This window comes from Runella sp. SP2, from assembly GCF_003711225.1.
Lineage (GTDB): Bacteria > Bacteroidota > Bacteroidia > Cytophagales > Spirosomataceae > Runella.
The window spans coordinates 1,681,405-1,701,243 of record NZ_CP031030.1 but is presented as its reverse complement, the minus strand read 5'-3'; the positions used below and the strand labels follow the sequence as shown (position 1 = coordinate 1,701,243).

General features: G+C 44.0%; 9 protein-coding genes. 2 read left to right on the top strand and 7 right to left on the bottom strand.

Annotated elements, in window-relative coordinates:
* The first annotated feature begins 116 nt into the window (after positions 1–116).
* Positions 117–776, top strand: a complete 660-nt coding sequence (locus DTQ70_RS07080) for a hypothetical protein (RefSeq protein ID WP_122930158.1) — start codon at positions 117–119, stop codon at positions 774–776.
* 102 nt (positions 777–878) lie between these two features.
* Here the strand turns inward: DTQ70_RS07080 and DTQ70_RS07075 are convergent, their stop codons facing one another.
* Positions 879–2,543, bottom strand: a complete 1,665-nt coding sequence (locus tag DTQ70_RS07075) for a T9SS type A sorting domain-containing protein (RefSeq protein WP_122930157.1) — start codon at positions 2,541–2,543, stop codon at positions 879–881.
* Between the two features lie 71 nt (positions 2,544–2,614).
* Here DTQ70_RS07075 and DTQ70_RS07070 point away from each other — a divergent pair, with 71 nt between their 5' ends.
* The gene (locus DTQ70_RS07070; RefSeq protein WP_122930156.1) at positions 2,615–3,475 is read left to right on the top strand and encodes a gliding motility-associated C-terminal domain-containing protein; all 861 of its coding nucleotides are present in this window, start codon (positions 2,615–2,617) and stop codon (positions 3,473–3,475) included.
* Positions 3,476–3,561: 86 nt separating this feature from the next.
* Here DTQ70_RS07070 and DTQ70_RS07065 read toward each other — a convergent pair whose 3' ends face one another.
* The 6 genes from DTQ70_RS07065 to DTQ70_RS07040 all read right to left on the bottom strand — a co-directional run bounded on the left by DTQ70_RS07065 (position 3,562) and on the right by DTQ70_RS07040 (position 19,832).
* Entirely contained in the window at positions 3,562–4,485 is a 924-nt protein-coding gene (locus DTQ70_RS07065) for a T9SS type A sorting domain-containing protein (RefSeq protein ID WP_164489906.1), read from the bottom strand.
* A 62-nt stretch (positions 4,486–4,547) separates the two neighbouring features.
* Positions 4,548–6,686: an Ig-like domain-containing protein gene (locus tag DTQ70_RS07060; RefSeq protein ID WP_122930154.1), complete on the bottom strand. Its 2,139-nt coding sequence runs from the start codon at positions 6,684–6,686 to the stop codon at positions 4,548–4,550.
* Between the two features lie 89 nt (positions 6,687–6,775).
* Positions 6,776–11,632: an Ig-like domain-containing protein gene (locus DTQ70_RS07055; RefSeq protein ID WP_164489905.1), complete on the bottom strand. Its 4,857-nt coding sequence runs from the start codon at positions 11,630–11,632 to the stop codon at positions 6,776–6,778.
* A gap of 83 nt (positions 11,633–11,715) precedes the next feature.
* Entirely contained in the window at positions 11,716–15,180 is a 3,465-nt protein-coding gene (locus DTQ70_RS07050; RefSeq protein ID WP_122930152.1) for an Ig-like domain-containing protein, read from the bottom strand.
* A gap of 29 nt (positions 15,181–15,209) precedes the next feature.
* Positions 15,210–17,324 carry a hypothetical protein gene (locus tag DTQ70_RS07045; protein WP_122930151.1) on the bottom strand — a complete coding sequence of 705 codons (2,115 nt, stop codon included), beginning with the start codon at positions 17,322–17,324 and terminating at the stop codon, positions 15,210–15,212.
* A 507-nt stretch (positions 17,325–17,831) separates the two neighbouring features.
* Positions 17,832–19,832 (bottom strand): hypothetical protein, encoded by a 2,001-nt coding sequence (locus DTQ70_RS07040; RefSeq protein WP_164489904.1) that lies wholly within the window; start codon positions 19,830–19,832, stop codon positions 17,832–17,834.
* Positions 19,833–19,839: the final 7 nt, after the last annotated feature.

Sequence of the window (19,839 nt, the reverse complement as noted above, 5' to 3'; positions counted from 1 at the left end):
TAAATGAAGCTTTGTGCTTCGTATCAAGTTCAGTGCTGGCAGACAGTTTTGTGCTTCGAAATCGCCAACTTCTTGTAGCTGCAAACCATTAGTACCAGTTTAAAAAGGCAACACAGATGAAACAAATTATTTTATCAATTTTTACGATTTTATTTATTACAAGTTGTATAGGAACGAAAAGATTTACTGGTTTTGTGGACCCAAAGTTTCAGTATAAACAAATAAGCCAAACTAGGGATAACATAACTATTGACTTAACAGGGCTTGAAAATACAAATGGAACGATTAAATCAACAAAAGTAAAATCACAATTTGTCCCAGCAATTTTATACTGGCAGTGGAACAACACAATAAAATGCGAAGTAAATCCTACTATAGTTGGACAATCCTTCGAAGAATATTTTTTACAATATTCCGACAGTTTGAGTGTTCAAGATAAACTTCAAGGGCGTAAAATAGAATTGAAAGTCGAAAAAATTCCGAGCAGTTTTGTTTACACTCATCGAGGCAATTCGATTATATTTATTATTGCATACACTGTTAACGAATTAGAAGCAATTTTCCCGCAAGAACAAGACATAGTTGTAAGTTATAAGCTTACCCAAGATGGTTCGGTATTAAAAGAAGGAAAACTGACTGCTAGTAATAAAAGCCAGCCTTTAAAAAATGTATGGAAATCAACAAAAAAATTCACTTGGTTATATATTGACCAATTTAAACAAAAGAATAAGACAATGACAAAAGAAATAGTTGAAAAACTCATCACAGAAATATAAAAACCAGGACTCATAACAAAGCCTTCGCGATAACCGAAGGCCAAGCGAGAAAAAACCAAAATACATTCGAGATTGAACAAAATGCGAATGCGATGCTTCCACCTACTCCTTCTTCAAAACCCAGCTCCCTTCTACTTTCTTATCACTTTCTAGTCGGATGAGGTAAGTGCCACGGGGAAGTTGGGTTGCATCGGCTTTTATTTTGTCCGTCATGGGTTCAGCTGGTAATTTTATTTTTTTGCCCGTCAAATCATAACACACAACGGCATAAGGGTTATTGTCTGCGTAGGGAACGTAAAATACGCCTGAGGTGGGATTGGGATAGAGGCCAATCGTTGCCGTTGTTTCGGGCTTTTCTACCGAGGTTATCGCAAAAAGTATAGGCTCCGATAATTCACTTTTACAATTTCCCAAGGTAACCTGTAATGTATATACGCCTTGTTTGGTCGCCAAATAAACCGTGTCGGTGGCATTCGGTACGGCCGCATTATTGTAAAACCACTGATTGCCCGTTTTTGAGCTTGAAACCAACCGCTCCCCTACTTGCTTGATGGTTGGTTTGTTGACCACAATCGTCGTAAAAGTAGCCGCATTGGAGGCACCCAAATTACACCCAAGTTCGTTCGTAACCCGCACTTTATACTCTCCCGCCGAGGTTACTCGGTAGGTATTTGTCGAAGTTACACCAACCGATTGGCCGTCTTTTAGCCACTCGTATTTGGTCTGTCCAGCGGGTTGAGCCGTCAGCAGCACACTTTCACCCAAACAAATAGCCCCTGTTTTATCCGAACCAATGGCCGCACTGGCAAGAGAGACAATAGTAAAACGGGCCGATGAATACGGGCGGCAAGCACCACTCACGCCGTCGAGGGTGGCAACGATAAAGTACCTTCCCGCGTTTTTGGGCAGTACAATGTTCGTTAAAACGGCTTCTGTTTTATTGGAGGTCAGCGCGCTGTTAGGCACCACCCCAAGCAACGTACCCGATGAGGCGTAGGCTTCCTCTTCCGTCAAAGGCTCGGTGGTGGTCAAACGAAAGCGAACGGCTTGGTTAGAAACTCCGCTCATCCCTTTGAGGGAAAGGGAGGCGGTGGCCTCAGGGCAAAATGAGTTTTGATTGGTATTGATGGTAATCGCAGCGTTAAATGTTACCCCTGAGCCACAGCAATACGCTGGCGGATCGAGCGGGTCGGCAAATTGTTCCAATGGCACCGCATTCACAAAATTTCGCTGGCCAGAGCGAGAATAAAAACTAGGCCGCACATTTAAGGCATACTTTTCTGCCAATTTCACAAATTCGTCCGACTCATCCAAAACCGATATGGCGCCAAAGCATCCATTCCCCTTGAACTGAAAAAGGGCAACCGCTTTGTCTTTTGTAAAACGCCCATAGACGGTTTCGGTGGCAGATTTCCCAATGACGTAGTAGCGATAGGCATCGCTTAATGAATTAAAGAAAGATTGGTTGGGTTCATTGGGTCCCAAACGCAACGGTGTCTTGTCCCATTCGCCCTTCACTCCAATGACCTCAGTGATCAAAAATGATTTTGGTACGCGCAACGTCACTTGGGCCGTTGGCCCCCGTTCGGCGGTGTCTGCATTAAACGTATTTGGCGTATTATAACCTGGAATTATCCAAACGGTATATAACTGCTTAACCGTTTCGTATGTAATTTGATAACGAATGGTATTTGTAGAAGTTTGGCTTTTTAATTGACCAATCACTACACACAATAAAAACCAAAAAATTGTAATTCTTTGTTTCATTTCAATGTTGCTTTTAGTATTTATTTACGTCAAAAAGACGTATTTTTAACTCATGATAAATTACACAATAAATGCGTTTTATTTGCTATTGTATCTTCATTTTATTCCCAATACACCTAGCTGCTCAGTGTAGTTCCCCTCAACCCAAAAAATCGGTCATAGCAACAGTAGAGGGTTCACTTGCAACAGTCAAGATATTGGACGCACGACCCGATGAAAGGTATCATATTTTTCGTGCTTCTTTTTCTTCTGCTACCTTTGAAGAAATTGCGACTACTTCTTCCCCGCAATTTAGTGACATTACCGTTGACCCTTCGGCGGGTAGTTACTGCTACTATGTAACAACTGAAAATTCCTGTGGACAGATGTCGGAACCATCCAGTAGCACATGTACCATTCATTTGAAAGGCAGAGGCCGAACATTGCAATGGAATTCCCCTTTTCCAAATCAGTCAATAGTAATTCAGTACAAAGTCAGTAAAATTGATGCCCCTCCCATCGATGTTTCTAATTGGATAAATTCGGAACGATTTACGCTCACACAACAAGCCCAACCCAATGATACTTACCGCGTTACAGCAACCACAACGATACAAGTGAATGGACAACCAGTGACGACAGAATTATATTCATCGCTGTATGAACTCATTGACCTCCCAGCAATTTATGTTCCCGATGCCTTTTCTCCGAACAACGACAACGTCAATGATTCTTGGGTTATCACGACCTATTTGATTCAGACCTTTCGTTTACAGTTATTTGACCGAACTGGAGTTGAAATTTTTACCGCCGACACCCCAACGAATACTTGGAATGGTATCCTCCCTGATGGTACATCTGCTACAAGTCAAGTTTATACATATTTAATCAATGCCACAGATTTCTTCAATGAAAATTGGCAACAAACGGGGAAGGTTTTACTGTTGAAATAATAAAAAAATAGGACTATCTAAAAAGACAGCCCTATCCATTGATTAAGAAGAAGACGAAAACCATTCGTCTTCTTCCTTTTATACCCTTACCCCTTAGTGAATTTCTTGGTGATTATCTTATTATCTTTATCGGTTCTGATTAAATAAGAACCCGAAGAAAGTTTTTCTACATTAATCTTCAATGTATTTATTCCCTGCTTTGCAGTTTCATACGCTTCGTACCTCACAATACCCAACGGGTCAATTAATTCAATGTGAACTTTACCGCCGTCACTTTTCGAAAAGTATTTCACATTCACGTCATTTATCGCAGGATTAGGATAAGTGATTAAACCCGCCGCCTCTTCCAGCTCATTGGACATACTCCCCATATTTGCTTGAAGCTTCTTAGCTAGTTGTGCTAGTACTTTAGGCAAGGTAATAGGTTGTGAAAACTGTTCAAGCGGGCGAACCGATACGCTAGGTTGTTGGCCAGAACGTGAATAAAAACTATTACCTACATTCAACGACATTGATTTATTGGCTATCTCAACAAACGGGTCATTGGTATCTAAAACCGTTACATCTTCTGGTTTTGTACCCGTGCCTTTAAAACGAAAAAGTGCCACAGGTTCTCCTTCTTTGAAAACGCCATAATTGGTTTCGACTGCTTGTTTACCAATAATATAATAGGCAAATTGTTCGTTGGCACCCGCTTTTAGCAACGGCGTTTCGCTACCAATCCGCCCAGGGGTTTTGTCCCAATTTCCACGAATATCTTCTAAATTTGTTAGCTTAAAGCCTTTGGGTACTTTAATAGTCACCTGCGCCGTCGCCCCTTTTTCTTCCGAATCTGAATTATAGCGATTCGGGGTGCTGTATTGTGGCACCACCCAAGCCGTATAAGTTTGCTGTGTTGCATCATAGTCCACCATGTAGTGAACACCTAGCGGTGATGCACTTTGTGCAAATGCTCCCATACCACTTACAAGTAGTGATAATAAAGCAGCTCCCTTTTTTAAAAATCTCATTTTCATCCTATTTAACTTGGTTAGGATAGCAAGGGGCGTTTTACAGCCCCTTGTTACTGTTGTTATTTTTTACGTTTTTTCACCGCTACAGGTACGCATAGCTGCACTGGACAGCAATTTACCCCTGCTTCGATAATCACTGGGCAACACCCTCCCGCTGGACAAGCGCCGTTGGTTGCGGTATAAGTGTAAGTACCAATCTCTGTTAGTAGCACCACGTTGCCCGTTGCTACCGCTGTAGTTCCACCATTTTTGAACCATTGTACGTTTGTATAAGTCGCAGGGACAGTTACTTCCACTTTTTCACCCGTACACAATTTTACAGGTACAGTGGTACAAGCGCTGGCTTCGTTGTTATCTGATACAGGATCATTTTGATCAGATGAAATAATTTTTGCGGTATTAAACCAAACACCTTCACCCAATAGTTTTGCTTTTAGTGTCAACACGGCACTATCGCCCGCTGCTAGGTTAGGAATCGTCCAAAGAGGGTTTGAATATGTTCCTTTGTTTACAGTAGCGCTTACAAATTGCATTCCAGCCATCAAGCTATCTTTTAGGGCAACATTCGTTGCAGGGTCAGTTCCAAGGTTCTTAACTACGACTGTGTACGTAGTTTCGTCCCCAACTACCGCTGTTTTTTTATCAGCTACCTTCGTTACCTTCAAATCTGCACTTCCTGTAGGAACAGCTCTTGCTAAGATAAATACGGTTGCTATCGCACATTGTTTTGGGTTCTGTCGGTCACACACTTGATATCTAAAGCTATCACCACCTGTATAACCTGCGTTTGGCGTGTAAGTAAATGTACCATCTGAGTTAATCACAACAGTACCGTTACTTGGACCAGAAACAGGCGTTGTGGTTATATCAAGCCCCGTGTTTGAGTTATCTTTATCGTTGGCAATGATATTTCCAGTAGCTGTACCAGTTGGAGCTCTAAAGAACAAATCGTCGTTAGCAGTAGGCGGAATCGCACCCGCATTGGCAGGATAAACATTCAAATCAACCCTTGCAGTATCGCACAAAACTGGCGTTCCATTGTCACACACTCGATACAAGAAGAAATCATCACCCGTAAAACCTGTCGTTGGTGTGTAAGTAAATGTTCCATTTGGGTTAAAAGTCAATGTACCATTTGTTGGTTGCTGAATTACCGAGGCTGTGATTGTTTGGCCTGCATCTGGGTCTTTGTCATTTAAAATCACGTTGCCAGAAACAGGTTGATCCTGGGTCGTTGCAAATTTATCACCAATAGCCACAGGAGGGTTGTTTCCAGACGGATTTGTAGGCCGTACTGAGATAGTTACGGTTGCTTCGTCACAGATAGCTGGATTGCCACTATCACAAACGCGATAAACAAAACGATCATTTCCAGTGAATCCATTGGTGGGCGTGTATGTATAAGTTCCATTGGCGTTCAACACAACTGTTCCATTAGCAGGTGCCTGTACTGGTGTAGTTGTCACCGTCAATGGGCCTGTCCCCGTAGCTAAATCATCATTGGTAAGTACATTCCCCGAAACCGCCGTATTTTGATTCGTAATGTTATCATCATCATACGCATAGATATAAGGACTACTACACAAGGCTGGACCACCTGTCACGTTTGAGAACTGTTCTCTTGGATCAACATTTCCTCCCGCAGGTTGCCCTGAACGAGAATAGAAACTATTGGCGACGTTCAAACTATACGTTGTATTGGCGGCAGAAATAAATGGATCCCCTGGAGGAAGAACACGCACAGGGCCAAAACAGGTTGAACTTTTGAAGGTAAATAAGGCAACAGGTGTACCATTGGCAAAAGCGCCGTAGTTTGTTTCATCTGTTGTTTTGCCAATGACATAATAGGCAACATTGTTTGGAATTGTTGAGGCATAGGTTTGGGTAACACCGTTAATGACCTGGCCTTGACCAAGTTTGTCAGGAGCTTTTTCCCACGTACCCCTGACATCGGTAATGTTTTGAATCACAAATGCTTTAGGAACAACAATCGTAAACTGAGCCGTAGCCCCAATTTCATTAGACGTTGCGTTGTTTGCATTGGGAACAGCATAATTCGGAACAACCCACGCAGTGTACGTTTGTGTGGTCGAATTAAACGTCACTTGGTAGTTAACGGTGTTTGAGGATTGCTGGGCATTCAAGGCGTTAATCATTCCCAAAACAAGCCCAAAAACGAGACAGAGAGCTCTTTTCATAAATTTTTAAGGTTTAAAATTGGTTTTTGCTTCTTCTTTCGTATCGAGTTTGAAGTGGAAGCCTTGGTAGGCTTCCACTCTATTGTTGGTTAGGGAATTTGCTCTTTAATGATGAAGAACTTCTGTCCTAAAGTATTACCAGGATGGTTCTTGATGATGTTTTGATAAGTGTATTCCACATCATTTCCTGTACCTTGGAAGATGGTATCTCCGTTGAGATTAATATCTCCAGTATAGTAGCCTTTCAGCGTATAAAACTTGCTTACAAAGACGTTGCCTACGTAGTTAATCACTTGCTGGTAGATAACGTTTACATCATTATCCGTTCCTTGATAAATCACCTGACTATCGAAGAGTGAATTACCAGCCCACAAGGCAACCCCTTGGACAACATCTACTTGTGCTTTATTGACAACGTTTGTCTCGTCCAAATTATAAGTTGGCGTCGTTGTTTTGCGGAAGTCAATAACACCACAAGTGCTTGTCATATCCACAGGTGTCTTACTCATGACCCCTAAGTGGTTACGATGTTTCACAACTACATAATAACTATCAGGCGAAGCCGAGTTGAATGTTATTGTACTTACTCCGTCCACATCGACGATGTCCCCATCACGTTGCAATAGCGCAGAACGGCTATCCACTACGGTAGTTGGGCTTGTCTTACTGCGTAATTCTACGAATACCCAGTCAACAATGGCATCTTTACCAGATGGGCTACTTGCCCCAAGCACTGCCAAAGTACTGGTATTGGCCGTTGTCAAGCCCGTCATACCCATTGCTGGGTATGGACTTGTAGTTGGCAAATAACCTTTCACTCGTAAATCATCACGCATCAAGGTATCTGGTAACAATACCCCAAACAATGCACCTTGCAAATACACTTTGGCTTGCAAACAAACTTTATTGGCTTGAGGAAGAACAGCGATAATCACCGTCCCTAGCGTACAAAGTTGTGGGCTTCCACTGTCACATACTTTATACGTGAATATATCCGAACCAACATAACCTGCCGTTGGCGTGTATGTATATGTTCCATCCGCATTAAAGACAACTGTTCCATGACTTGGGTTTGTCTGTTTGCTGAAAGTCAACGTCTGGCCAGCATCCGGGTCATAGTCGTTTTTAGAAACATCTCCGCTCTTAGGTGTATTCACCGAAGTAATGATGGCATCATCAACAACCACAGGAGGTCTGTTGCCTGCTGGTGGCGGCGCAAGAACATTGATTGTTACCGTTGCAGTATCGCACAAGCTTGGCGTTCCGTTATCACAAATCTGATACGTAAAGCTATCTGACCCAACAAATCCTGTCGTTGGCGTGTAAGTAAATGTACCATCTACATTCGCAACAACCGTGCCATGAGTTGGATTTGTCAACTTCACTGGCGTACCTAACGTACCATTTGGCGTTCCTGCTGCGTCTGGATCTGTGTCATTGAACTTAACAGGTATGACAACCGCAGTATTTTGATAGGTTTGCGTATTATCATCAATTGCTACAGGCTTGTCATTGGTAGGCTTAGGATTAGGAATGATGTTAATCACCACACAAGCCGTGTCTTTCAAGCCCGCATTGTCCTTCAATTCGTAACAGAATCCATCTTGCCCCGTTACCCCTGGATTTGGTGTGTAGGTAAATGTTCCGTCTGAGTTCAACACAACCGTTCCCTTCGTCGGTGGCGTCACTGGTGTTGTTGTCACTGTCAATGGACCACCTTCGGGATCTGTATCATTATTCAACACATTTCCACTTACTGGGCTATCCTGAGGTGTGATAGCGATGTCGTTTATACCTATTGGTGGCTGATTCGCTGGTGGCAAGATCGCTATCACTACCGTCGCCGTGTCACACGCACCACTCGGGTCACATACCTTGTAAGTGTAGCTGTCGCTGCCTACATAGTTCGTGTTAGGGGTATAGGTATAAGTGCCGTTTGCATTCTGTACAACCGTCCCGTTCGTCGGATTTGTCACTTTGGCATACGTCAACTGCGCCGCCGTGTTGTCCACGTCACTGTCGTTGGCAGCTACTGTACCCGACACTGCCGTGTTTCGTGTCGTTACGTTTGCATCATCAACCGCAACTGGTGGGTTGTTCCCTGCTATTACTGGTACTACATTGATCGTCACCGTCGCCGTGTCACACAAACTTGGATTGCCAGTGTCACAAATGCGGTACGTGAATTTGTCCGTTCCCGTAAAGTTCGCATTCGGCGTGTAAACAAACGTACCGTCCGCATTCTGACTCACAGTTCCGTTCGTCGGGTCTGTCAACTTCACTGGATTACCCAACGTCGCATTCCCGTCAGGGTCAATGTCGTTGGCTTTCGCATTAATCGTCACTGGGGTCCCCACTTCCGTCTGCGTATTGTCATCTACCGCGATTGGCTTGTCGTTACCTGGCGTTGGCGTTGGAATGATGTTAATCACCACACATGCCGTATCTTTCAACCCTGCATTGTCCTTCAATTCATAACAGAAGCCATCTTGACCCGTCACCCCTGGATTTGGGGTGTAGGTAAATGTTCCGTCTGGATTCAAACTCACTGTCCCTTTCGTCGGTGGCGTCACTGGCGTGGTCGTCACTGTCAATGGTCCACCCTCTGGATCATCATCGTTGGTCAACACATTCCCCACAAATGGCTTATCCTGTGGCGTTTCGCCTATGTCATTCGTCGCAATCGGCGGCTGATTCGCTGGTGGCAAAATCGCTATCACGACCGTCGCCGTGTCACACGCCCCGCTCGGGTCACATACCTTGTAGGTGTAGCTATCGCTGCCTACATAGTTCGTGTTCGGGGTATAGGTGTAACTTCCGTTTGCATTCTGTACAACCGTCCCATTCGTCGGATTTGTCACTTTGGCGTAGGTCAACTGCGCCGCCGTGTTATCCACGTCGCTGTCGTTGGACACTACCGTACCCGACACTGCCGTGTTTCGCGTCGTCACATTGGCATCATCAACCGCAACTGGTGGGTTGTTGCCTGCTATCACTGGTACCACATTGATTGTCACCGTCGCCGTGTCACACAAACTTGGATTGCCAGTGTCACAAATGCGGTACGTGAATTTGTCCGTACCCGTAAAGTTCGCATTCGGCGTGTAAACAAACGTACCGTCCACATTCTGACTCACAGTTCCGTTCGTCGGGTCTGTCAACTTCACTGGATTACCCAACGTCGCATTCCCGTCGGGGTCAATGTCGTTGGCTTTCGCATTGATTGTCACTGGGGTCCCCACTTCCGTCTGCGTATTGTCATCTACCGCGATTGGCTTGTCGTTGCCTGGCGTTGGCGTTGGAATGATGTTAATCACCACACATGCCGTATCTTTCAACCCTGCATTGTCCTTCAATTCATAACAGAAGCCATCTTGACCCGTCACCCCTGGATTTGGGGTGTAGGTAAATGTCCCATCTGGGTTCAAACTCACCGTCCCTTTCGTCGGTGGCGTCACTGGCGTGGTCGTCACTGTCAATGGCCCACCCTCTGGATCATCATCGTTGGTCAACACATTCCCCACAAATGGCTTATCCTGTGGCGTTTCGCCTATGTCATTCGTCGCAATCGGCGGCTGATTCGCTGGTGGCAAAATCGCTATCACTACCGTCGCCGTGTCACACGCTCCGCTGGGGTCACACACCTTGTAGGTGTAGCTATCGCTGCCTACATAGTTCGTGTTCGGGGTATAGGTGTAACTTCCGTTTGCATTCTGTACCACCGTCCCATTCGTCGGATTTGTCACTCTCGTGTAGGTCAACTGCGCCGCCGTGTTATCCACGTCGCTGTCGTTGGACGCTACCGTACCCGACACTGCCGTGTTTCGCGTCGTCACATTCGCATCGTCAACCGCAACTGGTGGGTTGTTGCCTGCTATCACTGGTACGACATTGATCGTCACCGTCGCCGTGTCACACAAACTTGGATTGCCAGTGTCACAAATGCGGTACGTGAATTTGTCCGTTCCAGTAAAGTTCGCATTTGGCGTGTAAACAAACGTACCGTCCGCATTCTGACTCACCGTTCCGTTCGTCGGGTCTGTCAACTTCACTGGATTACCCAACGTCGCATTCCCGTCGGGGTCAATGTCGTTGGCTTTCGCATTGATTGTCACTGGAGTGCCCACTTCCGTCTGCGTATTGTCATCTACCGCGATTGGCTTGTCGTTGCCTGGCGTTGGCGTTGGAATGATGTTGATCACCACACATGCCGTATCTTTCAAACCTGCATTGTCCTTCAACTCATAACAGAAGCCATCTTGACCCGTCACCCCTGGATTTGGGGTGTAGGTAAATGTTCCGTCTGGATTCAAACTCACCGTCCCTTTCGTCGGTGGCGTCACTGGCGTGGTCGTCACTGTCAATGGCCCACCTTCTGGGTCATCATCGTTGGTCAACACATTCCCCACAAATGGCTTATCCTGTGGCGTCTCGCCTATGTCATTCGTCGCAATCGGCGGTAAATTAACACTACAAGTCGTTCCTGTATTATTGTAATTGCTTTTGTAAACATCTGCAAAATTTAGGGCATTGCCAATGTAGTTATTGTAATCACCAAAAAGCATCCCTGGCGCATCCGACTGTGGATCAGAAGTGTTTTCAAACAATCTCACACCTGCCACGCAATTTCCTGCCAACGAAAACTTAAACAACATTGTCTCTTGTCCATTGGTCCAAGCCATCGGAGCACCCGTTGTAGATACTCCGTGAAAATCAGAATTAGGGGCAGCTGTTGGAGCATAAACAGTTGAATTGTCCGCCCACACCCCCCCATTCACTGAGGTAATTACCAATTTTGCATCTGCAATACTTTTTGGTAACACTACCGTTATTTGCGTTCCCCCTCCAACATTAAATGTTGAAGCAGAGAAATCAGGACGCCCATATACTTCGTATTCACTCGTAGTTGAGTTGAACCGAATAGTACATTCTACTTTCTGAGCCATTGCTTGAACGCTCACGAAAAGCCCCCCGAACAAGATTAAAAGATATTTTATCAATCGTTCCATAATAGTTTGTAGGGTAAGGTTTAAGGGATTTGTTCAAACATGTTATTGAAGTTGTACAGCAAACCACTGTTCAGACGATATAACAGTAGGTTATTTTGGATGTAAATAATGTCATTATTAGCACCCGCATATTTTACCTTACCGTCCATGTTAATATCTCCCTGTTTATAACCAATGCCATTGTTAAAGTTGTAGGAGGCAGCCGAAAACTCTACCAAAATTTCGTTTAGCGGTTTTGTCAAATCCGTATTGGCTCCGTCATATTTTAATCTGAAGTCAGATACTGCATTTCCAGCCCACAGTGCTTTTTTACCTGGCAATACAGTTGTGTTCATTTCAACACCATCGTAGTTTAGAGTCAAGATGTTTGGACGATTCCAAACATTGGAACTATCCATCACTGTAAAGTCCACTAACGTCCCAACTGTAGTCATCGGAATGGCTTTACTGGTCATTACCCCAAGGTGATTTCGATGTTTAACCGAAACAAAATATGAAGTGCTTGTTAAACCAGTAAACATAAGGGCAGATAAGCCATCCGTAGGTGAAACCACATCTCCATCTCTTTGAACCAATCCAGAAGCCGTTTGAAGTACTACGGTAGAATCTGATTTTGATCGTAATTCTACAAATACCCAATCCACAATGGCGTTACCAGTTCCGACGTTCGCGTTGAACACCGCAGCAGTGGTCAATTCACCTCCCCCTTTTGAATGTTTAAAACGGGTACTCAATGCGCCAAGTGAGTCATTTAGGGCCGTGTATGGCTCTTTTAATGGCAGTAGATTCAATCTTCTTAAATCATCCCGCATCAATCCGTCGCTTGTCCCGTACAATGCCCCTTGTAATAAAACCCTCAAAACAAGTTTCGCTACAGGAAGTGGTAGTACCGTCAAAGTAACCGTAGCTGTATCGCACTTCACTGGAACACCACTGTCACATATTTTGTAAGTAAAAACATCACTACCAACAAAACCAGTCGTCGGTGTATAAGTATAGGATCCATCAGTATTAAACACTACGGTTCCGTTTGTAGGTGCGTTGACCCTCGTAAACGTTAATGGCGTGTTGTTATCTGGGTCAAAATCGTTGGTTGCTACCGTTCCATTTACTGGCGTATTCAACAAAGTCACATTTGCGTCATCCACAGCAACAGGCGGTTTATTTCCTGCCAATGGCGTTGGTAATACCGTAATAGTTACGGTTGCAGTATCACACAAACTTGGTGTTCCATTATCACAAATACTGTACGTAAAAGTATCTTTTCCAATAAAACCTGTGGATGGTGTATAAGCAAAAGTGCCATCAGGATTCAACACCACCGTACCGTTTGTTGGGTTTGTCAATTTAGTTGGATTTCCCAATGTCCCATTTGGTGTTCCTGTTGGATCAGGATCAACGTCGTTGGCTTTTACCTTAATCACTACCACTGTATTTAAGTAGGTTTCAGTAGCATCATCAGCCGCAATTGGCTTGTTATTTTCAACAGTTGGTGCAGGTAAAATATTAATTGTCACACATGCTGTTGACTTCAATCCTGCATTATCCGAGATTTCGTAACAAAAAACATCCTGTCCCGTCACCCCTGGGTTTGGTGTATAAACAAAAGTCCCGTTAGCATTTAAAACAACTGTACCTTTTGAAGGTGGCGTTACTGGAGTTGTGGTAACTGTCAACGGCCCACCTTCTGGGTCACGGTCGTTGGTCAAAACGCTTCCCGAAACTGGTTTGTCCTGAACCGTATTAAAAATATCATTGACTGCAATAGGTGGCAAGTTAGTATTTGAACAAACGCGGTAATGCACTGAGTTTGATACTTCATAGCAACTATCCAAAACCGTCACTTTTTCATAAAGTACATCTCCCACAACAAAATTAATGGGTTTTGTTCTGTAAACGGCTACTACGGCATAATAGCCCGTATCAACTGCCGCAAAAGATGCCGTTGGGCTAATTGCTTTGATTTTGTTTGTTTTTTCATCAATCAACACATACGAAGTAGTTACGCCTGCCGTTGAGCTAGGAGTCGCGTTGAAAGTGATGGTAACAGGTGCTGTCGTATAATCGCACGCACCGCATACTCGAAACGCAAGCGGAGTGGAATATTTCAAACAGCCACTGGTACTATATACCTCCGTGATTCGCTTGCCAACCGATGCGTCTCTCAATGTGTCAGCGTAATAAGCGCCAACAACATAATAATTTCCCGCATTTACCCCCGTGAAACTTGGGGCTGCTGGGTTGATTTTAACAATTTGCCCATTGGCCATGTCCACCAACAAGTACGTTTTCAAATAACCCACAGGTTCGTTTGACACCGTCAACGTCACGTTGGCTGGTGCAGTATTGTAATCACAAGCTGTGGGAACAGGTGGCAACGGTGGAATGGGTGACTCACAATCATTGATTTGTACCGCAACTGAGTCCGCTGGGCTAAAGCAATTGGCTACTTTGTGATAATACATGGCATAAAACTTACTACTTGTACTAACGGTCAAACTGGTCAACGTATCCGCCGACGATGTAGGTACTTTATTCGTACTCCAAACAAGCGTTGTACCCGAAGGTTTTGTCCCCGTATTTGTTAGAGATGCCAACGAAACCGTGACGGCAGGACAAGAATTTTGCAGCGAAGTTGCCGTAATGATAGGCGCTGTTGTACCCGCAGGACAGCTACATGCGTTAATGGTTACTGTTACTGAATCGGTGGGACTGTAACAGTTATTGGTGGCATCAAAAAAAGCAGCGTAATATTTCCCCGCTCCTACTCCTGACACGCTGCTCAACTTGTTGGCAGTCGTAGCTACCTTAGAACTATGCCACGTCAAGGTTGTACTCGCGGGCAAGTTTGAGGCTAAAATTGCGCTCAAATCTGCTAACGGAGCAGGACATACGTTACTTTTTGTTGAACTACTCAGCACTGGTGAGGCTGTACCTGCTAAACAAGGTACACTACAACTTGTGGCAATGACTACAATGGCTGAATTGGAAGTGGTATAACAACCTGCGGTATCTCGATAGGCGACAAAATACACAACCGCCGTTGAAGTAGTCGTTATCAGCGTATTCGTAATTCGGTTGGCATCCGTCACCACGGGGTCGGTGTGAAAGGTAACAACCGAACCACTTGGTTTACCCGTACTATCCACCGAAGCTTTTAATTCAACGGTAGTAGCAGGACAAACATTCGTCGCTACTTTAAGCGCCGTTGGTTGACTATAGCATACTGGATTTCCTCCCAAATTGTAAACCGCATAATATACTCCTGGGGCAGCACTTTGTGCTTGTGCAGGAGTCATCAGGTTAGCAGCGCTGACGGGCAAGTCACTGTGCCATTCAAAGGTTGCCCCTTGCGGCACAATCGTAGGCTGATAGGTCGTGATATTTACTGAAGGTGTTTGGGAAAATACCTGCCCAACCACCGTCAGTAGTATGACGAGAAATAGACCTACGGCTCTGTTCAATGAATTTATTTTCTTGTTCATAGAGGGGTATTGTAAAAAGGGCACATAGTTTATTTTTTAAGTGAAGGGCCTGCTGATGGTACACATTCCAATGTCCAAATATCCGTAATCGCTTTCGTTGGTGTTTTTGTCAAATCAGCCGCACAGCTACCCGCTTGTCCAATCGTAAATTGTAAGGCATTCGTCAGCGTAGTTCCATCGTACTTAATAGGAATGTGGAACGTTTGTACACCTGTAGTAGTGGCTGTTACTTTGTCAAAACCACTTACTAAACTCATGCCCGAGCCATTGATGGTAATGGGTGAGAAATCTCCTATCGTTGTTACGTTTATCGTGACTAACAAGGATAATTGAGACGGAGTCCCCTGCACGGGAGCAGGATAGAGTTTTGTTTTTGAACAATCTATCACTCCCACCCCTGGCGTTGATTCTGGCTCACCTAGTGGGCCGCCTGAACCTGGGCTAGTGTTGCAGCTAAGTAGCAGTTCGTTGGCAATCGGAACAGGAAAGGGAGAAATGTATGGTGTATTGAGATAAGCTGTTCTACCAGTTCCAGTATTTGGGAACAATGGCCCAACAAAATATCCACGTTTTGTTTTTGACAGGATAAATAGCTGCTGCGTGAAGTATACAGACCTTAAATTAGTAATTTGGACTCTAACTGCTCCACGGTAGTTAATTGCTTCAAAATTCCATTTGTAGTAGTCGTTCGCGGCAAATCTATAATTGAAACCACAGGTATAACTCCAGTCCGAAGGGGGGGCACTACTACGGTTTGGTTCAAGATAATTAGCAACATGTGTATCAATATATCCCTGATTATTGTTGTAATATCCACTCCAATAGACTTTGTTGTTATCGCCAACAATAATTGACACTAACATTCTATCCCCATTAATAGGGGCAAATCCTTCAAAATGGAGTACTTTTGATGCCCCAGGTGGCATAGCGACTTCTCTAAAACTCTTCAATATATATACAGAATCACTGGCATTGGCAATAACTACATCTAACCCTGTTGCTGTAGTAGGTTCACTTTTCAACGGAGCAACTACGTATGTTGTCCAGTTTGTTGCATAAGGTCCTTTAAAAAAACGCCACCCTCCAGCAAGATATGCTTTTCCGCTTGCTGATACTGCATATGTGCTAATGTATGTTTGACCACTGTATGATTGAGCGTATATATCATTAATATCCTCGCCAGCAGGAAATGGAACTAAGCGCGGAGTAATGGTTTGTACCTGTCCGCGAAGTTCAGCATTTGTATAGGGTGTTCCCACATATGCGGATGGTACACCTGAATAATAGGTAACTCCCATTGGTCCAGTGTAATATATATTTCCATCGTTTCCTTTCAAGTAAATTAAAGGAAATCCTACAGTTTTTGAAACCCAAACTTTCACATATTTAAACCCAGCCCCTACGCCTGCTGGGTTTGGTATCGTACCAAATGTAGTGGTTCTCCCCAATGATGAACTACCAGCATCACCCGTACTACCAATGTGATACGCTTTACCAGATGCACCAATTGCAACCCAACACTCATTTATCGGGGAAGCATCAAATTCAACGAAACTTGACTCACCTAAAATAGTTAGCTGCCTTGGACTACGAATGGCTTTTGTTGTGTCTGAGGTTGCTGGTAATGCATTATTGACGTTAGGCCAATTACTTACGGTACCTACCAATCCGTTATTAATTCCCCAAGCATACAATTTACCGCTCTGTGATAATGCAAAATAAGTTGGGACGTAAAACCCAATTGCTTTATTTGTCATTAAGCGAACTTTTACAATTGTTTCACCAGAAGGGCTAGGCAGGTAATATGGCGTAGTTTGAAAAACTGCGACGGCAAAGTTCCCAGAACCCGTTTGCTGTGCATGAATTGTATAACAAATGTTAGTTCCCCAAAGGTACATCTTTCCATCAGTAGTAAGTCCAATCGATCCAGCTGATGAGGATTCATCTCCTACTGACGAAACATGGTCCCACGCTAGTGTAGAAACAGCTGGTGCCCCCAAATCAGACCCAAATTGTGCCTTAGCCGTCTGCCCGACACAAATTAAACTCAGCAAAAAATAGATGATGTAAAATCGTGAACTTGTGCCATTGGGCATCCTCACCAAAAGTTTTTTCAAGAGCAAGGAGTAATAAAATGCTTTCATGTTCTATAGTTTTTTATGAATATCGCCTACCTCAAACTGAATAAGGAAAGGAGAAATACGTGAACTTTGTTTTTTTATTTTGAGAGTTTAACTTGTTACAGTTGAGTTGCTCCTGTAAACTCACGAAAAACAATAAACTATTTAGTCTCATTCACTACTAAAATGACACCAACGCTCGTAGAAGTAACAGTAAAACCAAACGAAGTGGCGATTTAAAGCAATGTAATGGCGAGAACCCTCATTAAAACGAATATACCTAAGGGAAGCCCGTTTTAACATCAATAAACTTACCAAGAATTGACTGTTAGCACTATATAAATCCATTTTATGTGATAATATGGATTTATAATTATACATATGTTCGATTATATACAACAAATGGTAAAATAAGGTAATAATCGAAATAAATCGGCTTGTCAATAACTGCGCCATTTCAAAAACTTATCATTAAGTTATCTATACAAACTATGATAACAGGTTTCAAATATTGTAAAAAGGACACATAGTTTATTTCTTGAGCATAGGGCCTACCGATGACACACATTCCAGCGTCCAAATGTCGGTAATCGCTTTCGTTGGTGTTTTTGTCAAATCAGCCGAACAGCTACCCGCCTGTCCAATCGTAAATTGAAAATTATTGGTCAAGGTACTTCCGTCGTATTTTATCGGAATGTGGAAGGTTTGAATTCCCGTCGAAACAGCCGTTACTTTCTCAAAACCGCTTACTAAGGTTATCCCCGACCCGCTCACCGAAAGCGGTGAAAAATCTCCCGCTGTTGTTACATTGACAGTTACCAGTAGCGATAACTGAGACGGTGTTCCCTGCACTGGAGCTGGATAAAGCTGGGTTTTTGAGCAATCTATCACTCCTGCCGCTGGGTTAGAAACAGGGTCTCCCAACGGCCCCCCCGTACCTGGGCTAGTGTTACAGCTTAGTAGCAGTTCGTTGGTAATAGGAACAGGGTAGGGAGAAAAGTACCCGTTTTGCCCATTATTACCGTAACCTATTTTTCCAGCACCTGTATTGGCTGCCATTTCTCCAACCGCATAGCCTCGACCCGACTGAGATATAATAAAAAACTGTTCGAGTGCAGCACCAGACTTAATCAGTTTTTTCGCCCCTGAATAACTCGCGGCCTCGTACGTCCACGAATACCGTGAAATCGAATTGGCATTGGCCACAGATTTACAGTCATCTATAAACTCTCCTACCTGTCCTACGGGTCGTTCCCCCACGGCATTCACTAACGACAAGTAATTACCCGAATAAATGGTATTCGCTTCTCTACCATCATTTTTACCAGTCCAATATACTTTTCCATTGTCCCCAACCACAAGCGTCGCCGTCTCATAATCACTTGAAAACTCCCGCCCCTGCATAATGTCAACCACCTTCGAAACTCCTGGAGGCATAGCCATCTCCACGAACCGATTCAAGTAACATAAAGTATCGCCTGTTAAAGCACGCTTGAATTCATCTGCCGCGGAGGGTACTGTTTGCAGCGGAGCAAGGACGTAGTTTGAGGGATATACGCCTGGTTTAGTATAAGCAGCATCATTGTAACGGCTAGATTTTCGCCACACACCTGTCGCATAGGCTTTCCCACTGGCGGCAATCGCAAAAACAGTCGAATAAATATCTACTCTACTCACTTTAATATCAATAATATCTTCGCCCGCAGGGAAGGGAACTTCGCGAGGGTTAATTAAAGCCACTTTCGCTTGAGATTCATTGGTAGTTAGCGTTGGAGGTGTTGGGAAGGCAAAAAGTGACGGAACACCTACCGCATACACATTTGTCATCCCGCCAGTGTAATAGATTTTACCGTCGCTTCCCTTGAGGTAAATTATTGGATATGCTTGGTTCGTCTTACCCACCCACACCCTTGTGTATTTAAAACTGGCATCGGTTCCTGTAGGTTTAGGGATTTCAGCAAACGTTGTGGTGTTTGATGTGCCTCCAGTCCCAATGTGATAAGCTTTTCCTGATACCCCAATCGACACCCAGAATGTGGAGTTTCTAGGTGTATCAAAGTCCACGAACTCACTTTCCCCTAAAATCGTCAGTGGAATAGGCTCTCTCCTTGTCCGAGTTGTATCAGAATAATTTGGGGGGAGCCCAACAGCCCACCCTGAAATGGTTCCCAAAAGCCCCGAGTTAATTCCCCACGCACAAAGTTTACCCGTTGCTGTCAGGCAAAAAAAGGTATTTGCATTATTGTAAGTACCTCCCTGAAAAAATAGCACCCTCACCTTCGTAACTTTCTCATTACCAGGAATAGACACTTGATAAGGAGTTACCTGATAAGAGCTTCCCAGGGCACCAGTTAAACCATTTCGTTTGGCATGAATGGTATGAAACTCGTTTCCTCCCCAGGTATATACACGCCCGTCGGTGGTCAAACCAATAGACGCGAGTTTTTCATCAGTAGCCAAGAAAGATGATATATCCTCCCATGCCAGAGAAGATACTGCCTGTTTACCCAGTTCAGCACCAAATTGAGCCATTACGTTG